The organism is Winogradskyella poriferorum (genome assembly GCF_050618035.1).
GTDB classification, from domain to species: Bacteria; Bacteroidota; Bacteroidia; order Flavobacteriales; family Flavobacteriaceae; genus Winogradskyella; species Winogradskyella poriferorum_A.
The window spans coordinates 95,255-118,430 of the sequence record NZ_JBODPY010000006.1; the positions used below are offsets into that span (position 1 = coordinate 95,255).

Here is a 23,176-nt window from a genome sequence, read left to right on the forward strand (position 1 = left end):
TCACTTCCTTGTAGCTTGCCATTCTCTAAACTTTGTAAATGGATTTGCTGATAAATTTTTAAATCCATGAATACCGTTGGCTGTTATAAGTAGTGCAGCACCAATAAATGTTATAATGGTAATTAACTCATTGGTTCCCTTATTGGCAACGCCTATTCCGACTAAAGCCCATGCGCCAACTAAAGCAAACTCTCGCATATTACGTTTCCACATCACATAAAGGTTTAGAATAACAGCAATACATATCATTATAATAGTCCAAGTATTGTCTAAGAGACCAAAGGCATTCCAATCAACTTTAACCAAATAACTAGATACATTTGCAATACTTGCCACCGAAACCCAACCTGCATATATAGCAAAAGGCCACCAAACAAAAGCCATTACGGGAAATCGCTCATAATTATGCTCCATATTTAGATTCACAACAATTCTAAATATCGCATACAATAACAAGAAAATCAAAATACAAGACAACCTAGTGTATTCATAAATCCATGCGAAAACCCACAGTGAATTAAACAGACAGGATAGGATAAACCAAATACCAATTTTTTCAACAAAGCTATCATCTGTGACTTTAACCCAAAGACTTCGACCCTGATAAATCGCAAATGAAATAAGCATTAAATAGATTAAACCCCAAATCGCAAAAGTATAACCAGCAGGTGTGAATACCGATTTATAATCATTAGATACTGCACCAATTGTAGTGTTATTTAAAAGTCCTGTATTGGATAAATAATTAATGAAAATCGTAGATCCTAGGGCCAATCCGTTAGCAACTTGCAGTACTTTTTTCATGAGGGTTGATTTGTATACAAGTTACAAAATCTCTTTCAAGTTCATTTGACTAGAAAAATTCACGATACTGCATGACTCTAAAATCGAAAGTTGTAAAATCTGGATTTTTAGATTTGAGTTGTTTATATAACGGCATGCTACCAATGGCCCTATTGGCAGAGCCAGAAGCTGATGTCAACGATACCGTTGTGATCTTTCTACCATCTAAACTAAATTGATGGACCCTAGGAATTTCATCAGAAACCAACTCCAGTTTTAAGTCTTGAGATTTTATGTGTTTCCTAAAAAAGTACTCAGGCCCATTCTTACTATTTCCACCTGTAAATAATAAGGTTCCAACATTTGGAAACTTTCTAAGATAACCAATAACATCACGAAGCTTCACATTAGACAATCCTAAATCTGAAGCATCGATCTTTTCTCTTTCTCCACTTTCAACTATATCACAAACACCGATTTTATGCCGTATTAAAAAGTTTTTGCGTTCCTCTATAGCTTCTTGAGAATTATCATACCGTAAACTAAGATTATGGATGGCATCGATATATAACCATAACGAATTGTAATAACTCCCGTAACAGAAGTCTACATCCTTTTCAAGTAAGTTGCCTGTAGAAAATCGTGGTGGCGGTAAAGTGCCAACAATAAGCTTTTTGGTATCAGAATGTATAAAAGGTGGATAAGGATGCCTATGCAAAAACATTATCGCGTAAATACCAATTCTTTATCAGAGGATAATTCATCACTTAAGGCATAGTTATCGTAATTAAATGCTTTAATATCTTCTATAGATTGTGCATTAGTATCGATAATATATCTAGACATTAATCCTCGTGCATATTTAGCAAAGAAACCAATCGTCTTATATTGTCCATTTTTAAACTCCTTAAAATTGACAGTTATAATCGGAACTTTTAAGGCTTTGGTATCAATCGCCTTGAAATATTCATTACTCGCTAGATTTAAGAATAATTCATTGTCTTCGAGCTCATCATTAAGCGCCTTAGTCACTTTTTTGCGCCAAAACTCATAAAGATTTTTATTACGCCCTACTGGTAATTTAGTACCCATTTCTAAACGGTACGGCTGTATAAGGTCTAATGGTTTTAAAATACCATATAACCCAGATATAATTCTAATCGTATTCTGAGCTTTATCTAACTTGTTCTTATCTATGGTATAAGCATCCAAACCTCTGTATACATCACCATTAAAAGCATACATGGCAGGTCTTGCATTATCTTGCGTAAATGGTAAACTCCATTCTTGGTTACGTTCATAATTTAGCTGACTTAAGTCATTAGAGATATTCATCAATTTTGATAAACTTCTCGCTGACTTTTTCTTCAAAATTTTATTTAAACGTTCAGCCTCCGCCTCAAAACAAAATTCACTCGATTTTGCAGTAGGAAGATTACTTTCAAAGTCTAAAGATTTAGCTGGTGATAATACAAGTTTCATGTAGTTATTTTTCTTTTTTCAAATTTACAAACCACAAGAAGAATTCAAGGTAGGATTCAACAAATATTAACAATAGTACTATTCATTATCTTGATGCTTCGCATAAGCTCTCCATTTCTCAATACAGAGACGCATATCTTCAGGGATTTCGGTAGTAAATCGCATCATTTCTCCTGATACAGGGTGTTCAAATCCTAAAGTTTTGGCATGTAAGGCTTGTCGCGGTAATATTTTAAAACAATTATCTATAAATTGTTTGTATTTCGTAAATGTGGTACCCTTTAAAATCTTGTCTCCACCATACCTTTCATCATTAAATAGTGTGTGGTCTATATGCTTCATATGTACCCTAATTTGATGCGTACGACCTGTTTCTAATCGACAACTTACCAAAGTGACATAACCAAACCGTTCCATGACTTTGTAATGTGTCACAGCTGGTTTGCCTTTTTCTGCTTCTTCATCTTCAAATACCGTATTCTGTAATCTATTTTTTGGATGTCTTCCGATATTACCTTCAACAGTGCCTTCATCAGCTTCAACATTTCCCCAAACCAATGCTACATATTCTCGCTCACTAGTCTTATTAGCAAACTGGTTAGAGAGATGATTCATGGCATTTTCAGTCTTAGCCACAACTAATAAGCCTGTTGTGTCCTTGTCTATGCGATGTACTAATCCTGGTCTATTGCTTGAATTGTTAGGCAGATTTTCAAAATGGTAAATTAGGCCATTTATTAATGTGCCAGAATAGTTACCATGCCCAGGATGTACCACCATACCAGCCGGTTTATTTACCACCAAGACCTCATCATCTTCATAAACAATATCAATAGGAATATTCTCTGCAACCAAGAGTTGCTCATGTGTAGGATGTTCAAATTTTACGGTAATATGATCATTGGGCTTAACCTTATAGCTTGCCTTTACTGGCTTACCATTTACAAATACAAAACCATCCTTAACGGCATTTTGAATTTTACTTCGAGTTACATTCTCCATAAAATTCATGAGAAATTTATCTACTCTTATAGCTTGCTGTCCCTTGTCGACTTTAAAGGCATAATGCTCATGGAGTGCCTCCTCTTCGGTATTTAAGTCATTAATATTTGGCATGATAAAGGCTTAAAGTTTGCCGTTACCTACAACCAAATCTATCTCAGAGGTTAATGGTAGTAAGGTACCTGGTTTAAGTGGTTGTCCTTTATGAGACATAGACATAACGCCTTCTCCTATTGCATCCTTATAAGTAATTTTACCAATCTTAAACTCTAATGCTTCTAACGTGGGCTTGGCTTGCCTCAACGTACGTTTTAGTATGTTAGGCACTTCTACTTTTCGGTAACCAGACGGATTGAGTATGAGGTATATTTTACGATCTTCCTTAACCTTAGAACCTGCTACAGGATTTTGTTCTATTACTGAATATTTAGGATAATTAGGATTGTAGTTGGCAGAATCTTGTATTTGCATTACCAGATCATTATCCTTGAGCTCAATTTCTACAGTTTCCACCGATTTTCCTTTTAAATCTGGTACAACAACAAACTCTCCTTTTTTTGTTGTGATATCTAACCATTTTAATGCCAAAAAGCTCAGTACTAAAACGGCTGCGATCGCAAGGCCCAATTGTTTGAAAAATGCTTTACTAGTTAGAAATTTAATTACACTCATGGATTAACTGATTATTGACAAATCTACTAAATAATATAACGCTATAAAATTTATATACGTATAGCCATATGATTTGGTTTATTAAAATAAATGATACTTTTACATTAAGATTTGACGACTTAAAAAATGAAAAAAAATATTGCCATCATTATGGGCGGTTATTCTAGTGAATATGAAATTTCACTCAAAAGTGGATATGTGGTTTTTGAAACGCTAGATAAAGAAAAATATAATCCTTTTAAAGTTCATATTTTTAAAAACAAATGGTGCTATGTCAATAATAATGGTGAGGAATATTCGATAGACAAAAATGATTTTTCAGTAACCGTCAATAATGAAAAAATAAAATTTGATTGTGTTTTTAATGCCATTCATGGTGCTCCAGGTGAGGATGGATACATGCAGGCGTATTTTGAACTTTTAGGCATCCCTATTACAGGGTGCAATATGTATCAGGCCGCACTGACATTTAATAAAAGAGACCTTATTTCTGCACTACAACCTTATGGGATCAAAACTGCAACTAACTACTTTATCAATTATGGTGATCACATTGATGAAGAGGACATAGTTAACAAAGTTGGACTGCCTTGTTTTGTTAAGGCTAATAAGGCAGGAAGTAGTTTTGGAGTCACTAAGGTTTATCAACAAGAAGACCTTAAAAATGCTATCGACGTAGCTTTTAAGGAAGATAATGAAATCATCATAGAAGCTTTTCTTGATGGTACTGAAGTATCTGTAGGTGTTATTTCCTATAAGAATGAAACCTTGGTACTACCTATAACCGAAATAGTATCAGAAAATGATTTCTTCGATTACCAAGCCAAGTATGAAGGTAAATCACAAGAAATTACACCAGCTCGTATATCGGCATCACAACAAGAAAATGTAATAACCGAGGCAAAGAAAATCTATGAGGTTTTAAAAATGAAAGGATTCTCAAGAAGCGAGTTTATTTTTAAAGGAGACCAACCTTATTTCTTAGAAATGAATACTGTTCCAGGACTAACAAAAGAGAGTATTCTACCACAGCAGGCCAATGAAGCTGGCATATCTCTTAATGACCTCTTCAGTAATGCTATCGAAGAAGCATTACATAATTAAGTATATTTGTTTAAAGATTAATTATCGCAAGAAAAACACCTGTATATGAGACGTGCTATTTTTCCAGGATCATTTGATCCGATTACATTAGGTCACTATGATATCATTAAACGTGGTGTTAAATTATTTGATGAAGTTATTGTAGCTATTGGTATAAATGCTGAAAAAAAATATATGTTCTCATTAGAACAGCGTAAAGCTTTTATTGAAGAAGCTTTTAAAAATGAACCCAAAGTAAAGGTTACAACTTATAATGGTTTAACTGTAGACTACTGTAAACAAGTTGATGCTGAATTCATTTTAAGAGGACTAAGAAACCCTGCTGATTTTGAATTTGAAAAAGCCATTGCTCATACCAATCGTAAGCTTTCAAAAATCGAAACAGTATTTCTATTAACCGCTGCAAATACGTCATACATATCCTCTTCGATTGTTAGAGATGTTATTAAAAATAATGGTGATTACTCACTTCTTGTCCCTAATAGTGTGAAGCTTTAGTCCTACGATTTTCTGTAACATTTCTTTTTAAAATATGACGAATATAGTATAGACACTATTCGTTATGCGCCGTACCATCACCTTCTTACTGATAAGACTAAATTGGTTGACACCAAGCCAGTCTCTTATTGCGAGATTTCAGCGTAATAACGATTCAGAAATTCTTCAATACTTATTGCGTAATGGTTCATATAAAACCAGACCTATTGCTGCGACAGCCTTAGCAGATATGGAGGATCATACATCGATCCCATTATTACTTGAAGCCATTCATGATAGCATACATCATGTCTCTATTGCTGCCTTAAATGCGCTCGAGTATTTAGATGTAGCTAAAGAAACGAAACGAATTATCAATAGAAAACGGTTTCACTGGGTAAAACTTTTTAATGACAAAAGCAATGCACCTAAAAAACCAAAGGCTAAATCTAATATTTACCGATGGGAGCGTGCAAGTAAGAAAAGTTTTGAAATGGTAAAGGAGCGACTAAAAAGACCAATAAGATAAGTCTATATCAAATTGTTTTTTCTCGCCTTTTGAACAGCTTCTAGCTTATTGTGAACCTGTAATTTTCTGTAGATATTTTCAATGTGTTTTCTTATGGTTCCAGTAGATAAAATAAGGTTATCTGCTATGGCATTGTAGCTTAAACCCTTACTTAGTTGCTCTAAAACATCAACTTCCCTAGAGGTTAGTTTTATCTCTTCAAGTGGCGTTTTTGCATTTTCAATTTTTGAAGGATCTCTTAAAAGTTTTAAAGTTTTCAGGGCAATCGAAGGATTCATTGCGGCACCACCATTTAAGGTCTCAACGATGCCATTATGAAGCTCTTTGGCATTTATTTCTTTTAAAAGATAGCCGTCAGCTCCAGCTTTAATAGCGTTAAATATATGCTCATCATTATCAAATACGGTGAGCATAATTATTTTTATCTGTGGATATTTTTGTTTCACTTTTTCTGTGGCCACTACACCATTCATTATGGGCATTTCAATATCCATCAATATCAAATCTACATGATGATTCGTTTCTAGCTGATCTAGGAGTTCTTTCCCATTTGAAACTTTAAATTTTACTTGGAGGTCATCAAAAAACGACAGCTTTTCCTCTACAGCATGCAATAAAAAAGTATTATCATCAACAATCCCGACCTTTATATTCATCATCTAGACGTTTAGAATTATTTCTGTCCCTTTATTCTCTCCAGATACTATATCTAGATTACCTCCAATTTCTGAAGCTCGCTTTTCCATATTCTTCAATCCATTTCCTAATTTAACTGTGGCTTTGTCAAACCCTTTACCATCATCTTTGATATTTATTACATAGTTTGAAGCAACTTTTTTTATGGTAACACTTATATTGGAAGCATCTGCATATTTTATACTATTATGAATGGCCTCCTGTATAATTCTGTAGACATTCATACCCTTTATTGAAGACAATACATGAGACTCATCTATGCTTCCATCTACATCAAAATGAAAATTGATATTATTAGAAGCAATATCTGCTTTATCAATATAATTGCTTATTCGTGCTTGTAAATCTTCGAATGAAATTTGGTTTTTGTTCATCGCCCAAATCGTATCCCTTAACTCATAGATTGTACCAGAAGCAAAATCACTAAGGCTATCCAATTTTTTGGTCAATTTATTATCCTCAATCTTAAAGGCATATTTTAAATTATCTATTGATGAAATAATGAAGGTTAATTGTGCACCAATATTATCATGCAAGTCTCTGGAGATCCTAAGTCGTTGTTCTTGTAATTTGTTTTGAGTTTCAATCTTTAATAACGCATCTTTAAGTTCATTTTCCTTTTGTAATTGTCTGTTCTTTAGCTTTTGTTGGTTATAAAATAAAAGGCCAATTATTCCAATTATTACTGTTGTTCCCACAGTACCAAAAAGCTGATAATTTCGTTTTTGAATAACCAAATCTTGTTCGGCTAATTCCGCTCTTTGAATTAAAATCTGTTTTTCTTTTTTCTCGGTCTCATATTTGGTTTCAAGTTCGTTCACCTTATTCTTAACATCGGTGGAAGATATTGAGTCGGTTAAATCGTGGTAAGTCTTGTAATATTCGAGTGCTGTTTTATAATTGTATTGATCACTATTTAACAAACTAATCATTAGACTCGCCTCTTTCTGTACTATAAGATCTTCGCGTTTTACCGCCAGTTCGTAACCTTTCATTAAATGTTCTGTAGCAAGTTCATATTGTTTATTATTTCTGTAGGCATCACCCAAATTTACACGCGATACAATCTCATTACCAATATCCTTTTTATCAATACTATTTTTCAAGGCAATCTTTCCATATAAAATACCTTTGTCAAAATTCCCTATTGCTGTCTCAATAAGTGCCAAATTAGGATACGATATATTTTCACCATAACCATAGTTAGCCTCTTTACTCTTTTTCAAGGCCTTCTCATAATAGCCTCTTGCTTCTAGTAACTTTAGTGTATCCTTATTGGTTACTCCAATTTTTCTGAGTGTTCCACCTAAGTTTAAATATCCTCCAATAATGTCTGTGGTAGCCCCTTCTTCTTCTTTTAATTTCAATGATTTTAAGAGGTACTCTTCCGATTTATCGTAATCATCTAAATCTCTATAAAGTAGACCTATATTGTTATATGATCTTGCCAGATTTAAGTTGTCTTTTCTCGATTCGGCAATTTTGGCAGATTCAATATGCATGGCCAAAGCACTTTCATAATTGCCACTATAGGAATCACAGAGTGCAATGTTATTATAACTCCTTGAAATGTCATCCAAATTATTAATCTCCTTGGCGATAGCTAAAACCCTCTCAAACTCCTCTCGTGCCTTGTCGTATTCTGATTTATAAAAGAACATGATGCCACGGTTATTATAAAGTGAAGTCTTTAAATCAGTATCTGTTGACTTTGCTACAATGGTCTCCGCTTTATCATAATAGACCTTGGCAGAGTCTAATTTCGACTTTCTGCTAAAAGCTAAACCTAATCCAATTAAGGACTTCGCTTGAAGCGAATCATTACGTAATTGGAGTGCTTCAGTGTCAACTTGCTTTAATATTCGAATAGCCGAATCTATATTTACAGACATATATTCGCGCCCAACATTATAAAGCGTTGTGGACTTTCTTAGAGGATCCTTAGTTTGATTATAGACGTTCCATAAACTGTCTATTTTAATATCAATTTTTGTTTGAGCACTTATTTCATTTAGGCATAGAAACAAGCAAACGGCTAAAATTTTTGAAAATAATCGCATAATAGAAAATGAAAAAAGCATCGGTAATATTCTGATATTTAGACAGAATATGACTGATGCTTTCTTTGAAAAATTGATTAATAGCGTACTCAATATACTAGGATTATAAGTAGGTTAAGTCTTTTTTTCGACAAAGGGGTTAATTAATGAGATTAATAGCACATTTAATTCTCTTTTTATATAAAAGGTTAAACAACCTAATTATTTAAATTATAAGCATATATGGTTTTGTCACCACGTTGGTAATATAAAAAGCCTCCATATTCATCTACCTTGTAGACTGGCTTCTTATCTTTAAGTAATATTTCTTTTTCAACATTACCACTGTCCTTATTTATTTTTACCAAGCCTACTCCACTATCTAATTTTGTCAAAATAAATTGTGAATTTTCTGTAGCAGCACTTGCCTTAAATCGCTTGGCCATCTCATTAAATGAAACTGTACCAATGGCAGCAAACATTTGTGAAGCTCGATTCATCTGTGCACCATAGCTATTATATTGCCCTAAGGAATTTCTATTGGCTCCAGCTCTTGCTGCAGCATCTACAGCCATAGCAGTCGACGCAACAGCTGTAACACCTGCTAATATCGCACCAAAAGCACTTTTCCCTGGAGCTCTGTGATATTCATGCCAATTCGTTTCTCCATCCCAATCTAGTAGCATTACATTTTGACTAGACGTTACCAAAATCCCACCGTCTCTTAATTCGATATGCGTTGGTGCTTCTTTACCGTCAAATTTGGCTTCAGTTAATAAGTTCGATGTCCCAGAACTAGCATCTATAGCAAAAAGCTTTTCATCTGCTGCGATTAAATATCTGTTATTCTTTTCATCAAAATCTGAGCTAACAGTACTCGCACGTTTAAACTTCAATGGTTTATCCCAAACTGACTCTCCAGTCTCAAGATTAACAATATTGGCATCCTCTGAAGTAATGTAGATTAGGCCTTGCGGCGTTTGAGCCATGGTTAAGATATTTTCTCCAGTTTTAAGGGGCTTTTTAAAAAGTGTCTTTCCTTCATAAGATATTTTATTAATACCACCTTCTTGAATACCAAATAGAATTCCGTCCTCCATAATATAAAAATGTTGCACATAGCCTTTGGTCTTAGGTGCTTTCTCCCAAAGATCTTGGCCTGTACCAGTACTTAGTAGCGTAATCTTGGATTCTGACTTTGCGGCAAAGGCACCATCGCCACCTACAACATCACTCACTACTGCCAAACCTTGTGGTAAAATCTGAAAATTAGATACACCGCCTTTTACTTTACGTTCTTCTTGCCATGCTGGAGAACCATCTGCATTTATTTTATAAATCTTGGTATTCTTAAGATTACTCGTTTTTGCAAATCCATAAATATCTGATTCATCCTCGCTAGCCACCATAGAATTGATACCTTTTATTTTATTTTCCCATAAGGTTTCACCGGCTTTAGATTTAGCAATAACACCTTGACTCGTTGGTACAAGTAATTTATCTTTTAGTAATAATGGTGTTCCTGTAACAGCAAAATATTTCATACTCACCTTGCCAGGTTTTAGTAAAAAGAATGAATAGTCGAGTTCGCCAGTACCTAAATCATAAACAGCAACCTTAGGTGTAAGACTTTCAGCTTTTCCACCACCCTTTTGTAAACCGCTTACAACAAGTTTGTTCTGAGGCATAATGACATCGCAAGTAGAAACAGATTTCCATCCTTTTGATTCTGTAGAAAATAAAACCTTACCCGAAATGTGGTCTATCACGGCCTTCTTTGTTGTAATATTCCCAAATCCTGTTTGTCCGACCATTACATATGGAGACATTGGAATAAAATTTAATTCTTCAGGCTTAACCTTACCATAATCGGTAAAATTGAAAAGGAGTTCATTTTCTCCTGGTTTTATGCCTACTAAACCATCATTAGTAGCCACAACCACTGTACCAGCAACGGTAATGGTCATATCATTTATTTTAGCCCCTAAATCATAGCTAAAATCTGGTGTTTCAGCATTCTGAGAATGCCCCATAAATAGTGAAGCACCCATTAAAAGCACAACTAAAGCTAGTTGCTTCCATTTAATTAATACGTGTTTTAGATTAGTCATTGTTGATGTCTTATTTGGTTAATAGAGCAACAAAAATGGACTAATTAGAATGATAAAACCATACGATAAACTACGTATTTAAATATATACTATTGTTTTTCAAGTACTTAGGATAAACTAAAAAGAGATATTTGGATGTATTTTCTCTAATTTCTTGATTTCCTCGGCTAGTTTATCACGAAAGTCTTGATAAGATTGGGAATCCTTATTAAAGGGTTTATGGGCTAATTTCTTTTGGATTTGGTCCACAGATTTCAGGACGTTCTCAGTATCTTTTGAAATCCACGTGGTTTTAAATTTTTCCCAGATATAATCTAAAGCTAAATCATTTGGATGAATCATATCCGATTTATAGAATCGGTAATCTCTAAGTTCATCCATCATTAATTCGTAAGAAGGAAAGTAATTTATTCTTTCCCTAGGGTCTACACAGTTTTGTACCGCTGTAATCAAGTGCGCTTTACTTCGCATATTTTCAACAAAGCCATCCTTAAGATGTCTTACTGGAGACACTGTGAACAATATATTTACTCGACTATTTTCAGCCTTTAACAAAGCAATAATAGCTTGCAAACTTTCAGTAATGCTATCCACATCTAAAAGTTCTTTAAGGAACTGCTTCTGCGGTATTTTATGACAATTGGCTACAATTTTATCTGTTTGCAAAAACCGATAGACCCAAGACGTCCCTAGCGTAATAATAACATGAGACACTGTCTTAAGCTGTTGATGCGTAGCATCTAAAGCTGTATTTAAGCGAACAATTAAATCACTCTTCTTTGTTGTATTTAAACTAGAGTGCGCATCAAGACAAACCCAACTATCGATGGCATTAATAAGTTCATTATCTTGGTAATATTCGAGATTAATCGCCCTTGAAATCAAATTTTCAATAGCCAAAGGATTAAAGAGAATACCTAAGGGATTAACACTAGACTGAAATTTATAATATTCAAACTTCCCACCTATATTTTCTGAAAAACAAGAGCCAATTAGTAAGATCCTAGAGTCGTAGTCAATCTGATGATGTGATTGTGGTTCTAAAGGTATCTTAGTCTGTAGCTTCATTGATGTAAAGCAATGTGTTTTATTTTAAATAGGCTATTGAGGCTGATAATGCTTCCTCGATACCAGCCGGATTTTTACCACCTGCTGTGGCAAAGAAAGGTTGGCCACCGCCACCTCCTTGAATATGTTTTCCCAATTCTCTCACAATGGTACCAGCATTTAAATCTTTACTCGCTACAAGTTCTTTAGAGATGTAACACGTTAATATGGCCTTACCATTATTTTCTGCACCAAAAATTAAAAAGAGATTATTATGCTCACCACCAAGTTCAAAACATAGATCTTTAATTCCTTTTGCATCTAAATCTACTTTCTTAGCCAAGTATTTCACATCATCAATGGTCTTAAACTCAGATTTCAGATCACCCTTAAGATTTTTTGCTTTATCCTTTAGTAGAGACTCAATCTGTTTTTTAAGCGATGTATTTTCATCTTGAAGTGTTTTTACTGCAACAGCTGGATCAACAGCACTTTTTAGGACTTGTTTTACAGCTTCAAACTGTTTATCAACCGTTTCAAAGTAGGAACCAACAGCCACATTTGTAATGGCTTCAATACGTCGAATACCCGCTGCTATTGCACTTTCAGATTTAATCTTAAAATACCATATATCACCAGTCTGTTGCACGTGAGTTCCACCACAAAGCTCCATAGACTGACCGAATTTTATGGCACGGACACTATCGCCATATTTTTCACCAAATAAGGCAATGGCACCTTCATCCAATGCTTTTTGCATAGGAATGTTACGTTGCTCTTCTAATGGTATATTTTCTCTAATTCTAGCATTTACAAAATCCTCAATCTCTTGCAATTGGTCCGCATCAACCTTAGAGAAATGCGAAAAATCAAATCTTAGATACTTTGGTTTTACTAAAGACCCTTTTTGCTCTACGTGAGTACCTAAAATCGTTCTTAAAGCTTGATGCAACAAATGTGTTGCTGTATGATTACTCGCAGAAAGTCTTCTATGCTCCTCATTTACAATGGCCTTAAAAGTATCTTCTAAATGATTTGGTAGTTGATTGGTTATATGTATAATAAGATTGTTTTCCTTTTTGGTATCTATTACGTACACAACATCACCATTTGGTGATTCAAGAGATCCTTTATCACCAACTTGTCCTCCACCTTCAGGATAAAAAGGCGTCATATTAAAGACTAACTGATACTGGTCGCCATCTTTTTTTGAAACAACTTTTCTGTATTTTGTTAATCTAACATCGGCTTCTAGAGTATCATAACCTATAAACTCTTCAGTATCATCCTCACGTAATACGACCCAGTCTGAAGTTTCTGTTGCTGAAGCGCTACGCGATCTTTCTTTCTGTTTCTTCATTTCAGAATCAAAGCCATCTTCATCAACAGTATACCCTTTTTCTCTCGCTATTAACTGTGTTAAATCTAAAGGAAAACCATAAGTATCATAAAGCTCAAACGCACGGCTACCATCTATGGTTTTTGATTTTGTATTCTCAATTACACGATCTAATAATAATAAACCTTGATCTAGTGTTCTTAAAAAAGAATGCTCCTCTTCTTTAATAACATTTTCAATAAGACGCTCTTGTGATTTTATCTCTGGAAAAGCATCTCCCATTTGTTTGTTCAGGGTATCAGCGAGTTTATAGATAAACGGCTCTTTCTGGTTTAAAAAAGTAAATCCATATCGTATTGCTCGTCTTAAAATTCTTCTAATCACATAACCAGCACCTGTATTACTTGGCAATTGGCCATCTGCAATTGAAAAGGCAACAGCTCTTACATGATCTGCAATTACCCTAATAGCAACGTCTGTCTTGTCTTCTTTACCATATTTGCTATTGGTGATGGTTTCGATTTCTCTTATGATAGGCGTAAACACATCTGTATCGTAGTTGGACTGCACACCTTGTAACACCATACAAAGACGCTCAAATCCCATACCTGTATCGATATGTTTATTTGGTAAATTCTCTAATGTGCCATTAGCTTTTCTGTTGTATTGCATAAAGACCAAATTCCAAATTTCTACAACCTGTGGATGGTCCATATTAACAAGTTCTTTACCGTCTACCTTAGCCTTTTCCTCGGCAGATCTAATGTCTACATGTATTTCACTACAAGGACCGCAAGGACCTTGTTCTCCCATTTCCCAAAAATTATCCTTCTTATCACCCTTGAGTATGCGATCTTCATCTATATACTGTTTCCAGATATCATAAGCTTCAGTATCCATCTGAAGCTTATCCTCATCATTACCTTCAAAAACAGTAACATATAAAATGTCTTTATCGATACCATATACTTCGGTCAGTAACTCCCAAGCCCAAGCAATCGCCTCCTTTTTAAAATAATCGCCAAAGCTCCAGTTCCCCAACATTTCAAATAGTGTGTGATGATAGGTATCATAACCCACTTCCTCTAAATCATTATGTTTACCAGATACTCTTAGACATTTTTGTGTATCTGCTATGCGATCCTTTTTTGGATTTGCATTCCCAAGGAAATACTCCTTAAATGGTGCCATCCCAGAATTCACAAACATCAAAGTAGGATCATCCTTTAACACCATTGGTGCAGAAGGTACAATGAGATGGTCTTTCCCCTTAAAAAAGTCTAGAAATTTAGCACGAATATCTTGAGATTTCATATGCAAATAATTACGGCTTGATTCAATTTAAAATTCCCACAATTGCAAAACAATTTTTATCTTTGGTCGTTACGCTAATAAAACTGGGAAACAAAATGTCTTATTAGCGCAAAAATAGCATAATTTGCAATATGGGTAAGGTAAAATATTATTATGATTCTGAAACACTTTCTTACCGCAAAATAAAGCGTAAGAAAAGAACAACATTTAAGTATGTGATGTTGTTTTTAACAGCTGCTGGGCTTTTTGGGTTTCTTTCATTTTTTATCGTTAGCCAATATCTAGAATCTCCTAAAGAACGTGCACTTGCAAGAGAATTGCAAAATATGGAACTCCAATATCAATTGCTCAACAAGCGTATGGATGATGCCATCGCTGCACTAGAAAATGTTGAAGAAAGAGATAATGCCATTTACAGACTATATTTTGAAGCCAATCCAATACCAGAAGAACAAAGACGTGCAGGTTTTGGTGGGATAAATCGTTATAAGAAATTTGAAGGTTATGACAATTCTCAATTAATCTCAGAAACCAATAAACGATTGGACATATTAGAAAAGGCCATTGTAGTACAATCGAAATCGCTCGATGAAATCGCGAAACTTGCTGAGGATAAAGAAAAATTTTTAGAAGCAATACCTGCAATTCAACCTGTAAATAATGTGAGCTTAACCCGAGTGGCTTCTGGTTATGGTTTTAGAACAGACCCATTTACTAAGGTGCGTAAATTTCATTGGGGAATGGATTTTACTGCACCAAGAGGTACTCCAATTTACGCAACTGGTGATGGTATCGTTAAACGTGCTGATAATAGCTCAACAGGATATGGAAAGCATATTCGTATAGATCATGGTTATGGTTATATGACACTATATGCACATCTTTACAAATACAATGTAAGAGTAAATCAAAGGGTTAAGCGTGGCGATCTTATAGGCTTTGTAGGCAGTACAGGAAGATCTGAAGCACCACACCTACATTATGAAGTTTTTAAGGATGGTAGTCGCATAAACCCTATTAACTTCTATTATGGTAATCTATCTGCAGAAGAGTTTGATAAATTATTACAACGAGCATCTTTAGAAAATCAATCACTAGATTAACATGCATATAGATCTTCCAGAAAAACGTTATTATGGCATTGGCGAAGTCGCCAAAGCCTTTAAGGTAAATACATCTTTAATTCGATTTTGGGAGAAAGAGTTTGACATAATTAAACCAAAAAAGAATGCCAAGGGAAATCGAAAATTCACACCAGAAGATATAAAGAACTTAAAGTTTATTTATCACTTAGTGAAAGAACGTGGATTTACTCTTGAAGGAGCCAAGACCCATCTTAAGGAAGATAAAAAACAAGCGCTTGATAAATATGAGATTATTGAAAAACTGGAGAACATAAAAGCGCAACTCAATAAAATTAAATCACAACTATAAATTTATCAATATGAAAAAATGGTTAGTCCCTTTAATTGTAATCGCTGTTATTGCAATTGGGATATACAATTGGGCTGTAGGTTTTAACAACACGGCTGTAGAATATGAGGCCGATGCAAAAACGGCATGGTCTAATGTAGAGAGTACCTACCAAAGACGAAGCGATTTATACAGTACAGTCATTAAAACTGTACAAGGTGCTGCAGATTTTGAAAGAAAGACGTTGAATGAGGTTATAGAAGCCCGCTCTAAAGCGACTTCTGTAAATGTAAATATTGATGATCTTACGCCTGAAAATTTAGAAAAATTTCAGCAAGCACAAAGCCAATTAAAAGGATCTTTCAGTAGGTTAATTGCAACATTTGAAAGATATCCAGACCTAAAAGCATCACAACAGTTTAGAGATTTTCAAGCGCAACAAGAAGGCACAGAAAATCGAATTAATGTGGCAAGAGATCGCTATAATGAAGCTGTGAATATCTACGACATACATACGACGAAGTTTCCTGGCAAATTATTAGCTGGATTATTTGGTTTTGATGAAATACCAAGGTATAAGGCAGATCCAGGCACTGAAAATGTACCTGATGTAAATTTCGAATTTAATTAAGATTTAAGCATGCCACATCTCGAAGATTTCCTTTCTTCTCAAGAGGAATCGGAAATTGTAGAAGCGATCCGAGTTGCTGAGCGGTCTACCTCTGGTGAAATCCGTGTGCACATTGAACAAGATTATGATGGTGATATTTATAATCATGCGCTCGAGGTATTCCATTATTTAAAAATGGATAATACTCTTGAGCGTAATGGCGTATTAATTTATGTGGCTGTTGATAATAAAGCATTTGTAATATGTGGTGACAAAGGCATAAACGATAAAGTCGGAGATGATTTTTGGAATTCTACCAGAGATAAAATACAACAACACTTTAAGAATGGCGATTTTAAGGATGGCCTAATAGGAGGTATAATGGAAGCCGGAAGGGTACTGTCGGATTATTTTCCTTGGAACCATGGTGACCGAAACGAACTAGATAATACAATTTCAAAAGGCCAATGAAGAATTGTAAATCTATAATATCGAAGTTTTATTTCCTTTGCCTTTTGTTTTCGGCACAATGGACTTTTGCACAATACGAAATTCCTCCTGTACCTGATTTTCAAACTAGTGTTTACGACTATATTAATCTACTAAGCTTAACAGAAAAGGCAAATCTAGAGCAAAATCTAATTCGTTATTCAGACACCACCTCAACACAAATTGTGGTTGCTATCATAAGCTCTACAGAAGGAGAGTATATCAATTACCTAGGAACACAATGGGCTGAAAAATGGGGAATTGGCCAAGAAAAAGAAGATAATGGTGTCTTCATACTGCTTGCCAAGGATGATCGTAAAATTGGAATAAATACGGGATTTGGTGTAGAACATCTTCTTACCGATGCTCTTAGTAAACGCATTATCGACAGGGACATCATACCTTACTTTAGACAAGGCGATTATTATGGTGGGCTCGACAGAGGTACTGAAGCAATTTTTGAGGTTCTTAATGGCGAATATCAAGGTACGAGGCAGAATAATACAACAGATTTCCCAGTTGGCTTGCTTATAATTATGCTTCTCATTTTTATACTTTTCATTATCGCAATTTCCAAAAATCGACGCGGTGGTGGTGGGAACCGAGGCAATCGTTCTGACAGTCGCAGTATTCTAGAAGCTATTATACTGAGCAACATGGGACGAGGAAGTTACTCTCGCGGTTCTTCTTCTGGCGGTTTCGGTGGTGGCTTTGGAGGAAGTTCTGGAGGATTCGGCGGTGGATTCGGTGGTGGAAGTTTTGGTGGTGGAGGTGCTTCTGGAGGCTGGTAATTTCTTGGTTTTACACTATCGTTTCAATGCAAAATGTCCTTTAATTGTTCGGCCATCTTCAAAATTGGCAATAAACCAGTAGTCGTTGCTTGGCAGCTGATTTCCATTTAGTGTGCCATCCCAACTTGGACTGTCCTCATTTAATATCGTAAGCAACTTGCCATATCTATCGTAAATTTCAACAATTGCAGTAACCGGAAATCGAGAGAAAAAGCCTTTAATTTCCCAACGCTCATTTGTTGCATCTCCATTAGGTGTAAAGAACTTAGGATATCCTAATACTGAAATTTCTTCTGCAGTAACACCACAATTATTCTTTATATCCATTACATAGACCGTGTGAATACCTGAGGTTATATTTTCAATTGTATTTGATTCTTGATATGGTCCATTTGCATTATCAAGGGCATAGACATATTCACCCTCACCACTTACACTGATTGCAATCGTATTATTCTCAACCAAATCTGAAACCTCAACCCCTTCAATTGTTGCTACGTTTGAAGGTAAAACTTCTACAATTCTCTGATTGGTACATGCGAAAGGTTCAGTTACTAAAACCGTATAAGTCCCTATTTGATTAACGTCTATATTTATTGTTGTTTCACCAGTAGACCATTGGTAATAGAAGTTATTTGGTATGCCCTCCAAAACACCTCCATTGAGACTAATCGTCTCTGGAAAACTGTTTAAACAATAATAAACTTCTTCAAATTGATTAAGGCTTGGTATATCTTTAACGTAAAGGTCTACTTCATTAATACTAAAACAACCCAATTCTGTATCCACTCTTGCATAAATCGTCTGATTATAAGCTTCAATATTAGGGTAATAATTGGTGAGTCTATTATTCTCTAACAAAGCATCGTTATAGGTCTCGTAATACGCCACAATTGATCCTATTGGAGCATTATCCAAAATCTGGTCATTGGCTAATAATAAATTAAAAAAGGCAAAACCATCAACCTCAAAGTCATCACAAACTTCTAAAGACAACTCTACAGGCAGACTGGTATTAACCTGAAGCTCTATCTCAGAAATTGCAGCACAGCCAGTTTGAGTATTAAACACCTCAGCATAAACAATCTGCGGATTTGAAACATTATAGTACTGGTTTGAACTTATTGGTAGTTGCAATGCATCATCTTGATATAGTGTGACCTGCAAAAAGCCAATTTCTTCAGGATTATTGCCAAGCATTAAATCATAAAAATTATTCGATAAATTAAAAACTGCTATACCATCTATAGTTTCGTCGTCGCATTGCGCAATGGTAAGATCATTGGCCAATGGTAAATCATAAACCGTTACCGTTACGGGAATTCTTGGACCACCGTTACAACCATTAAAACTAGCTGTAACCCAAAAAGTCGTGGTATCTTCAATATAAGACTCAAACATTAATCCGGTTCCTAATACCTCTGTAGACGATGGTGTTTCAAACCAAATAACCTCATCCGTATTTGTACTAACGGCAATGACGGCATTACCAGATTCGCAAATCGATTCTGTTAATATATCTAGCTTAGGTGTTACTATGGTTGTGCTGCCAGAAACATTTAATTCTGGTTCATTAGGCAAACCACCAAACTCTACAATATAGCCTTGTGGATGGTAATCGCTCGCTGGATCTAAAGACCCAGTAACTGGTAGATCATTCCATGAGCCTTCCATTCCAACATTTGGAGAAGTAATATGAGCATAGTTTTCACCACCACAACAGTTATTAGGTTCACCAGTATTCCAAAAAGTAAAAACACCATCTGGTGCACTTCCGTCTACAGCTCCATTCCAAAAGATTTCACCTGCTTCGGGACCAGTTTCCCAAATCCAAACGCCCTCAGATATACGATCCGATCCACCTATCCATCCTGTCCCAGGACTTTGTTGACCAGCAAGCTGTGCTTCTTCCTCTGTGGTTATAGTTGCGAGGTAACCTTGTAATCCAAAATAGGTTAAATCTTCTGCTTCATTTTTTGCCTCGCCCCAAGAAATCCCTACATCAGAAATATAGAAATAATAGTGTCCTGTTGAAGGCAGAAAATTGGCATTTCCTAAATTAATGGAGAATACTTTGTCTTCGGTAAAATTAGTCTGTGTGGTTTGAAATACAACGCTGGCCACAGCAGATTCGTAATCATCTCCTGAGGCATTACCAGAGAGCGTCATTACACCTTCATTAGGTGCCCAACTCGAAGAAATTCCAGGGTGATTACCTATTAAAACAAGCTGATCTTGTCCTTGGGTATACCCTTGAGAAATCTGGATGTACACGTTTTCTAATTCTGAATCTGAATTAATAGAGACTTCAGTCACTATAGGCATAGGTGCTTCTCCACAAAACAATTGGTTCCCCGAAACGTACACTTCAGGTGGCGTTTGAGAAAAAGCCACTAGAGTATAAAAAAGAAAAAATAGAAAGAATTTGTATTTCTTAAACCTTAACATAGCAAGATTAAAGATACTATTTTTTCCGCATGTAGACACTCACCGGAACACCAGTAAAATCAAAGTGTTCACGTAACTTATTTTCTAAAAAGCGTTTATATGGATCCTTTACATATTGAGGTAAATTACAGAAGAAAGCAAACTGAGGTTGCGGAGTTGGCAACTGCATAATGTACTTTATCTTCACGTATTTTCCCTTGAATGCTGGTGGTGGATATTTTTCAATTATTGGAAGTAATGTATCATTAAGAACACTAGTTTTAATGCGTTTAGATCTGTTTTTATAAACCTCAACTGCAGTCTCTATTGCCTTAAAAATACGTTGCTTATTCAATACTGAGATAAATACGATAGGCACATCCGTAAACGGTTCGATTTGCTTTCTTATGTATTTTTCAAACTCCTTGGCCGTCTTGTTATCCTTTTCAACCAAATCCCACTTATTGACCAAAATCACAATACCTTTTCGATTACGTTCTGCTAACCAAAAAATATTCTGAACCTGACCATCGAACCCACGTGTTGCATCTAAAACCAACAAACATACATCGGCATGCTCAATAGCTCTAATACTACGCATTACAGAATAGAATTCGAGATCTTCTTTAACCTTTGACTTTCGTCTTATACCAGCAGTATCTACCAAGTTAAATTCAAATCCAAAGCGGTTATATTTGGTATCAATTGCATCTCGTGTTGTCCCAGCAATATCGGTAACTATGTAACGGTCTTCACCAATTAAAGCATTAATAAAGGACGACTTGCCAGCATTTGGTCTTCCAACCACGGCAAATCTCGGTAATGCTTCTTCGTCCTCCTCATCCTTTTCTGGTAAGGCTTCTACAACAGCATCCAACAAATCACCTGTACCACTACCGTTTATACTTGCAACTGTATAATAGTCTCCAAGGCCTAAAGCATAAAATTCTACAGCATCTTCAGCTCTTTTATTATTATCAACCTTGTTTACGACCAGAAATACGGGTTTATCAACTTTACGAAGTAAATTAGCAACGTCTTCATCCATACCAGTGATACCAGACTCAACATCTACCATGAAAATAATAGCATCGGCCTCATCGATAGCTAGTTCTACCTGCTTATCGATTTCGGCTTCGAAAATATCATCACTACCAACCACATAACCACCAGTATCAATAAGTGAAAATTCCTTACCATTCCAATCGGTTTTTCCGTAATGACGATCTCTTGTCACGCCACTAACAGCATCAACAATAGCTTCTCTTCTTTGAATCAATCGATTAAAGAAGGTTGATTTACCCACATTTGGACGTCCTACTATAGCTACTATATTTCCCATATCACTATTCTTGCCGCAAAGGTAGTATTAAATCTTAGATATCATTTAAAAGAAAATGTGTAAATTAGAATAGCTATCATTATCCATAACTAATGGAACTCTCCAATGAAATAATACTTCGACCAAGATTCAAATTTAACATTGAAGAAAACAACGATGATTTGTTGTCCTTATTTGAAGAAAAGGGCAAATCACAGACTGAATTTATTGTCACTCGTGTTGATGACCATGTGTTTATAAAATTCCCCAAAGCCAAACAACATTTTTGGTCACCACAATTACATTTAGAAATTAATGAAGATTATGACAAAAAAGACATAAGCACGATCTATGGTTTATTTGGACCAAACCCAACCGTATGGACCATGTTTATGTTTTTACACTTTGTTGTCGCTGGCTTTTTTATAGGCTTTGCCATTTGGACTTATGTGAACTGGTCTTTGGAAGAATCTTTTGCCATTCAGTTATTCGTCACCTTGCTTATGATCGTCATTTGGTTTGGTCTCTACTTTAGTGGACGTATCGGCAAAAGAACAGGTATGGACCAAATGCATGAGTTGCACCATTTTATACGTGATACCTTAAGAAGTAAGAATTTGCATGCGATAAACTAGCTATTGATTATAACCAAATCGTTTTAATTGATTTTGATTACTTCGCCAGTTCTTATTGACTTTAACGTAGAGTTCTAAATGCACCTGTTTGCCAAAAAACTTCTCTAGATCTTTTCTTGCTTCAACACCAATACGTTTTAATGCAGATCCCTTATGTCCTATAATAATTCCTTTTTGCGTATCACGCTCCACCATAATCACAGATCGCATTCTAATGATTTTTTCTTCCTCAAAAAACTCTTCGGTATCTACTTCAACAGCATATGGAATTTCCTTTTTGTAATGCAATAAGATCTTTTCTCTTATCGCCTCATTTACAAAAAATCGTTCTGGTTTATCTGTAATTTGATCCTTAGGGAAAAATGCTGGTGACTCTGGTAAAAGCTCCACTATGCGTTCAAACACATTCTTTATATTAAACCCATTTAATGCCGAAATTGGATAAAATTCTGCATTTGGAACTTTCTGCTGCCAAAATTCTGCCTGCTCCTCAAGTAATTCTTGATTGGCGCTATCAATTTTATTAAGTAGTAATAAAACCGGAATTTTAGAATTGGTAATCTTATTGAAAAAAGCCTCATCTTTTAAAGCTTTCTCTCCTATTTCTACCATGTATACAAGTACATCGGCATCTTCAAAGGCGGATTTTACAAAATCCATCATAGATTCTTGTAACTCGTAAGCAGGTTTAATAATCCCAGGTGTATCACTCAAAACTACTTGAAAATCTTCACCATTAACAATACCTAAAATTCGATGTCGCGTTGTTTGTGCCTTGGAGGTGATAATAGACAATTTTTCACCCATAAAGGCATTCATTATTGTCGATTTACCAACATTGGGATTCCCAATAATATTTACAAATCCGGCTTTGTGCATTCCATTTATTTTTTAC

At 35.3% G+C, this 23,176-nt stretch carries 22 protein-coding genes; 9 read left to right on the forward strand and 13 right to left on the reverse strand.

All coding sequences use genetic code 11. The features are described from left to right. The 5 genes from ACRHOC_RS13245 to ACRHOC_RS13265 form a co-directional block, all read right to left on the reverse strand. Nucleotides 1–804 carry a tryptophan-rich sensory protein gene (locus ACRHOC_RS13245; RefSeq protein WP_431159127.1) on the reverse strand — a complete coding sequence of 268 codons (804 nt, stop codon included), beginning with the start codon at nucleotides 802–804 and terminating at the stop codon, nucleotides 1–3. Between the two features lie 49 nt (nucleotides 805–853). Further along, nucleotides 854–1,507, reverse strand: a complete 654-nt coding sequence (locus ACRHOC_RS13250; RefSeq protein WP_431159128.1) for a uracil-DNA glycosylase family protein — start codon at nucleotides 1,505–1,507, stop codon at nucleotides 854–856. Further along, nucleotides 1,507–2,265: a peroxide stress protein YaaA gene (gene yaaA, locus ACRHOC_RS13255; protein WP_431159129.1), complete on the reverse strand. Its 759-nt coding sequence runs from the start codon at nucleotides 2,263–2,265 to the stop codon at nucleotides 1,507–1,509. The genes ACRHOC_RS13250 and yaaA overlap by 1 nt, the downstream gene beginning before the upstream one ends. Before the next feature lie 78 nt (nucleotides 2,266–2,343). Continuing rightward, on the reverse strand, nucleotides 2,344–3,381 hold the full coding sequence (locus tag ACRHOC_RS13260) for an RluA family pseudouridine synthase (protein ID WP_431159130.1): 1,038 nt from the start codon (nucleotides 3,379–3,381) through the stop codon (nucleotides 2,344–2,346). A 9-nt stretch (nucleotides 3,382–3,390) separates the two neighbouring features. Continuing rightward, entirely contained in the window at nucleotides 3,391–3,939 is a 549-nt protein-coding gene (locus ACRHOC_RS13265; RefSeq protein ID WP_431159131.1) for a PASTA domain-containing protein, read from the reverse strand. Between the two features lie 126 nt (nucleotides 3,940–4,065). Here ACRHOC_RS13265 and ACRHOC_RS13270 point away from each other — a divergent pair, with 126 nt between their 5' ends. From ACRHOC_RS13270 to ACRHOC_RS13280, 3 genes are all read left to right on the forward strand, one after another. Next, complete coding sequence (locus ACRHOC_RS13270; protein WP_431159132.1) at nucleotides 4,066–5,043, forward strand: D-alanine--D-alanine ligase; 978 nt, start codon at nucleotides 4,066–4,068, stop codon at nucleotides 5,041–5,043. Nucleotides 5,044–5,088: 45 nt separating this feature from the next. Next, nucleotides 5,089–5,541 carry a pantetheine-phosphate adenylyltransferase gene (gene coaD, locus ACRHOC_RS13275; RefSeq protein WP_431159133.1) on the forward strand — a complete coding sequence of 151 codons (453 nt, stop codon included), beginning with the start codon at nucleotides 5,089–5,091 and terminating at the stop codon, nucleotides 5,539–5,541. A 64-nt stretch (nucleotides 5,542–5,605) separates the two neighbouring features. Continuing rightward, entirely contained in the window at nucleotides 5,606–6,049 is a 444-nt protein-coding gene (locus ACRHOC_RS13280) for a HEAT repeat domain-containing protein (protein ID WP_431159134.1), read from the forward strand. A 2-nt stretch (nucleotides 6,050–6,051) separates the two neighbouring features. Here ACRHOC_RS13280 and ACRHOC_RS13285 read toward each other — a convergent pair whose 3' ends face one another. The 5 genes from ACRHOC_RS13285 to alaS all read right to left on the reverse strand — a co-directional run bounded on the left by ACRHOC_RS13285 (nucleotide 6,052) and on the right by alaS (nucleotide 14,595). Then, nucleotides 6,052–6,705, reverse strand: a complete 654-nt coding sequence (locus tag ACRHOC_RS13285) for a response regulator transcription factor (RefSeq protein ID WP_431159135.1) — start codon at nucleotides 6,703–6,705, stop codon at nucleotides 6,052–6,054. Between the two features lie 3 nt (nucleotides 6,706–6,708). After that, the gene (locus ACRHOC_RS13290; RefSeq protein ID WP_431159136.1) at nucleotides 6,709–8,898 is read right to left on the reverse strand and encodes a tetratricopeptide repeat-containing sensor histidine kinase; all 2,190 of its coding nucleotides are present in this window, start codon (nucleotides 8,896–8,898) and stop codon (nucleotides 6,709–6,711) included. Nucleotides 8,899–9,002: 104 nt separating this feature from the next. Further along, nucleotides 9,003–10,895 carry a PQQ-binding-like beta-propeller repeat protein gene (locus ACRHOC_RS13295; RefSeq protein WP_431159137.1) on the reverse strand — a complete coding sequence of 631 codons (1,893 nt, stop codon included), beginning with the start codon at nucleotides 10,893–10,895 and terminating at the stop codon, nucleotides 9,003–9,005. A 117-nt stretch (nucleotides 10,896–11,012) separates the two neighbouring features. After that, nucleotides 11,013–11,963 (reverse strand): GSCFA domain-containing protein, encoded by a 951-nt coding sequence (locus ACRHOC_RS13300; RefSeq protein ID WP_431159138.1) that lies wholly within the window; start codon nucleotides 11,961–11,963, stop codon nucleotides 11,013–11,015. 19 nt (nucleotides 11,964–11,982) lie between these two features. Beyond that, entirely contained in the window at nucleotides 11,983–14,595 is a 2,613-nt protein-coding gene (gene alaS / locus ACRHOC_RS13305) for an alanine--tRNA ligase (protein ID WP_431159139.1), read from the reverse strand. 131 nt (nucleotides 14,596–14,726) lie between these two features. Here alaS and ACRHOC_RS13310 point away from each other — a divergent pair, with 131 nt between their 5' ends. The 5 genes from ACRHOC_RS13310 to ACRHOC_RS13330 are packed head-to-tail and all read left to right on the forward strand — an operon-like array spanning nucleotide 14,727 to nucleotide 17,898. Next, nucleotides 14,727–15,698, forward strand: a complete 972-nt coding sequence (locus tag ACRHOC_RS13310; protein ID WP_431159140.1) for a M23 family metallopeptidase — start codon at nucleotides 14,727–14,729, stop codon at nucleotides 15,696–15,698. Nucleotide 15,699: 1 nt separating this feature from the next. After that, the gene (locus ACRHOC_RS13315; protein WP_431159141.1) at nucleotides 15,700–16,029 is read left to right on the forward strand and encodes a MerR family transcriptional regulator; all 330 of its coding nucleotides are present in this window, start codon (nucleotides 15,700–15,702) and stop codon (nucleotides 16,027–16,029) included. Nucleotides 16,030–16,039: 10 nt separating this feature from the next. Further along, nucleotides 16,040–16,639: a LemA family protein gene (locus ACRHOC_RS13320; RefSeq protein ID WP_431159142.1), complete on the forward strand. Its 600-nt coding sequence runs from the start codon at nucleotides 16,040–16,042 to the stop codon at nucleotides 16,637–16,639. Nucleotides 16,640–16,648: 9 nt separating this feature from the next. Beyond that, entirely contained in the window at nucleotides 16,649–17,089 is a 441-nt protein-coding gene (locus ACRHOC_RS13325; RefSeq protein WP_431159143.1) for a TPM domain-containing protein, read from the forward strand. Beyond that, on the forward strand, nucleotides 17,086–17,898 hold the full coding sequence (locus ACRHOC_RS13330) for a TPM domain-containing protein (protein WP_431159144.1): 813 nt from the start codon (nucleotides 17,086–17,088) through the stop codon (nucleotides 17,896–17,898). The genes ACRHOC_RS13325 and ACRHOC_RS13330 overlap by 4 nt, the downstream gene beginning before the upstream one ends. Before the next feature lie 15 nt (nucleotides 17,899–17,913). Here the strand turns inward: ACRHOC_RS13330 and ACRHOC_RS13335 are convergent, their stop codons facing one another. Together ACRHOC_RS13335 and der are read right to left on the reverse strand one after the other, a co-directional pair. After that, a complete protein-coding gene (locus tag ACRHOC_RS13335; RefSeq protein WP_431159145.1) occupies nucleotides 17,914–20,292 on the reverse strand; it encodes a T9SS type B sorting domain-containing protein in 2,379 nt (792 codons plus the stop codon). A 70-nt stretch (nucleotides 20,293–20,362) separates the two neighbouring features. Then, a complete protein-coding gene (gene der, locus ACRHOC_RS13340) occupies nucleotides 20,363–21,667 on the reverse strand; it encodes a ribosome biogenesis GTPase Der (RefSeq protein ID WP_431159146.1) in 1,305 nt (434 codons plus the stop codon). Between the two features lie 92 nt (nucleotides 21,668–21,759). On the opposite strand from der, the gene ACRHOC_RS13345 reads away from it, so the two are divergent. After that, nucleotides 21,760–22,281, forward strand: coding sequence for a GTP-binding protein (locus ACRHOC_RS13345; RefSeq protein ID WP_431159147.1), 522 nt, complete (start codon nucleotides 21,760–21,762; stop codon nucleotides 22,279–22,281). On the opposite strand, the gene era is transcribed toward ACRHOC_RS13345, so the two are convergent. Further along, the gene (gene era / locus ACRHOC_RS13350; RefSeq protein ID WP_431159148.1) at nucleotides 22,282–23,160 is read right to left on the reverse strand and encodes a GTPase Era; all 879 of its coding nucleotides are present in this window, start codon (nucleotides 23,158–23,160) and stop codon (nucleotides 22,282–22,284) included. Nucleotides 23,161–23,176 lie beyond the last annotated feature (16 nt).

Excerpts from the sequence above, each read along its gene's own strand:
- ACRHOC_RS13310 (WP_431159140.1), top strand. The coding sequence starts at position 14,727 with ATGGGTAAGGTAAAATATTATTATGATTCTGAAACACTTTCTTACCGC.
- ACRHOC_RS13285 (WP_431159135.1), bottom strand. The coding sequence starts at position 6,705 with ATGAATATAAAGGTCGGGATTGTTGATGATAATACTTTTTTATTGCAT.
- era (WP_431159148.1), bottom strand. The coding sequence starts at position 23,160 with ATGCACAAAGCCGGATTTGTAAATATTATTGGGAATCCCAATGTTGGT.
- ACRHOC_RS13330 (WP_431159144.1), top strand. The coding sequence starts at position 17,086 with ATGAAGAATTGTAAATCTATAATATCGAAGTTTTATTTCCTTTGCCTT.
- coaD (WP_431159133.1), top strand. The coding sequence starts at position 5,089 with ATGAGACGTGCTATTTTTCCAGGATCATTTGATCCGATTACATTAGGT.
- der (WP_431159146.1), bottom strand. The coding sequence starts at position 21,667 with ATGGGAAATATAGTAGCTATAGTAGGACGTCCAAATGTGGGTAAATCA.
- ACRHOC_RS13270 (WP_431159132.1), top strand. The coding sequence starts at position 4,066 with ATGAAAAAAAATATTGCCATCATTATGGGCGGTTATTCTAGTGAATAT.
- ACRHOC_RS13280 (WP_431159134.1), top strand. The coding sequence starts at position 5,606 with ATGCGCCGTACCATCACCTTCTTACTGATAAGACTAAATTGGTTGACA.
- ACRHOC_RS13345 (WP_431159147.1), top strand. The coding sequence starts at position 21,760 with ATGGAACTCTCCAATGAAATAATACTTCGACCAAGATTCAAATTTAAC.
- alaS (WP_431159139.1), bottom strand. The coding sequence starts at position 14,595 with ATGAAATCTCAAGATATTCGTGCTAAATTTCTAGACTTTTTTAAGGGG.
- ACRHOC_RS13250 (WP_431159128.1), bottom strand. The coding sequence starts at position 1,507 with ATGTTTTTGCATAGGCATCCTTATCCACCTTTTATACATTCTGATACC.
- ACRHOC_RS13265 (WP_431159131.1), bottom strand. The coding sequence starts at position 3,939 with ATGAGTGTAATTAAATTTCTAACTAGTAAAGCATTTTTCAAACAATTG.
- ACRHOC_RS13315 (WP_431159141.1), top strand. The coding sequence starts at position 15,700 with ATGCATATAGATCTTCCAGAAAAACGTTATTATGGCATTGGCGAAGTC.
- ACRHOC_RS13325 (WP_431159143.1), top strand. The coding sequence starts at position 16,649 with ATGCCACATCTCGAAGATTTCCTTTCTTCTCAAGAGGAATCGGAAATT.
- yaaA (WP_431159129.1), bottom strand. The coding sequence starts at position 2,265 with ATGAAACTTGTATTATCACCAGCTAAATCTTTAGACTTTGAAAGTAAT.
- ACRHOC_RS13320 (WP_431159142.1), top strand. The coding sequence starts at position 16,040 with ATGAAAAAATGGTTAGTCCCTTTAATTGTAATCGCTGTTATTGCAATT.
- ACRHOC_RS13300 (WP_431159138.1), bottom strand. The coding sequence starts at position 11,963 with ATGAAGCTACAGACTAAGATACCTTTAGAACCACAATCACATCATCAG.
- ACRHOC_RS13260 (WP_431159130.1), bottom strand. The coding sequence starts at position 3,381 with ATGCCAAATATTAATGACTTAAATACCGAAGAGGAGGCACTCCATGAG.
- ACRHOC_RS13295 (WP_431159137.1), bottom strand. The coding sequence starts at position 10,895 with ATGACTAATCTAAAACACGTATTAATTAAATGGAAGCAACTAGCTTTA.
- ACRHOC_RS13245 (WP_431159127.1), bottom strand. The coding sequence starts at position 804 with ATGAAAAAAGTACTGCAAGTTGCTAACGGATTGGCCCTAGGATCTACG.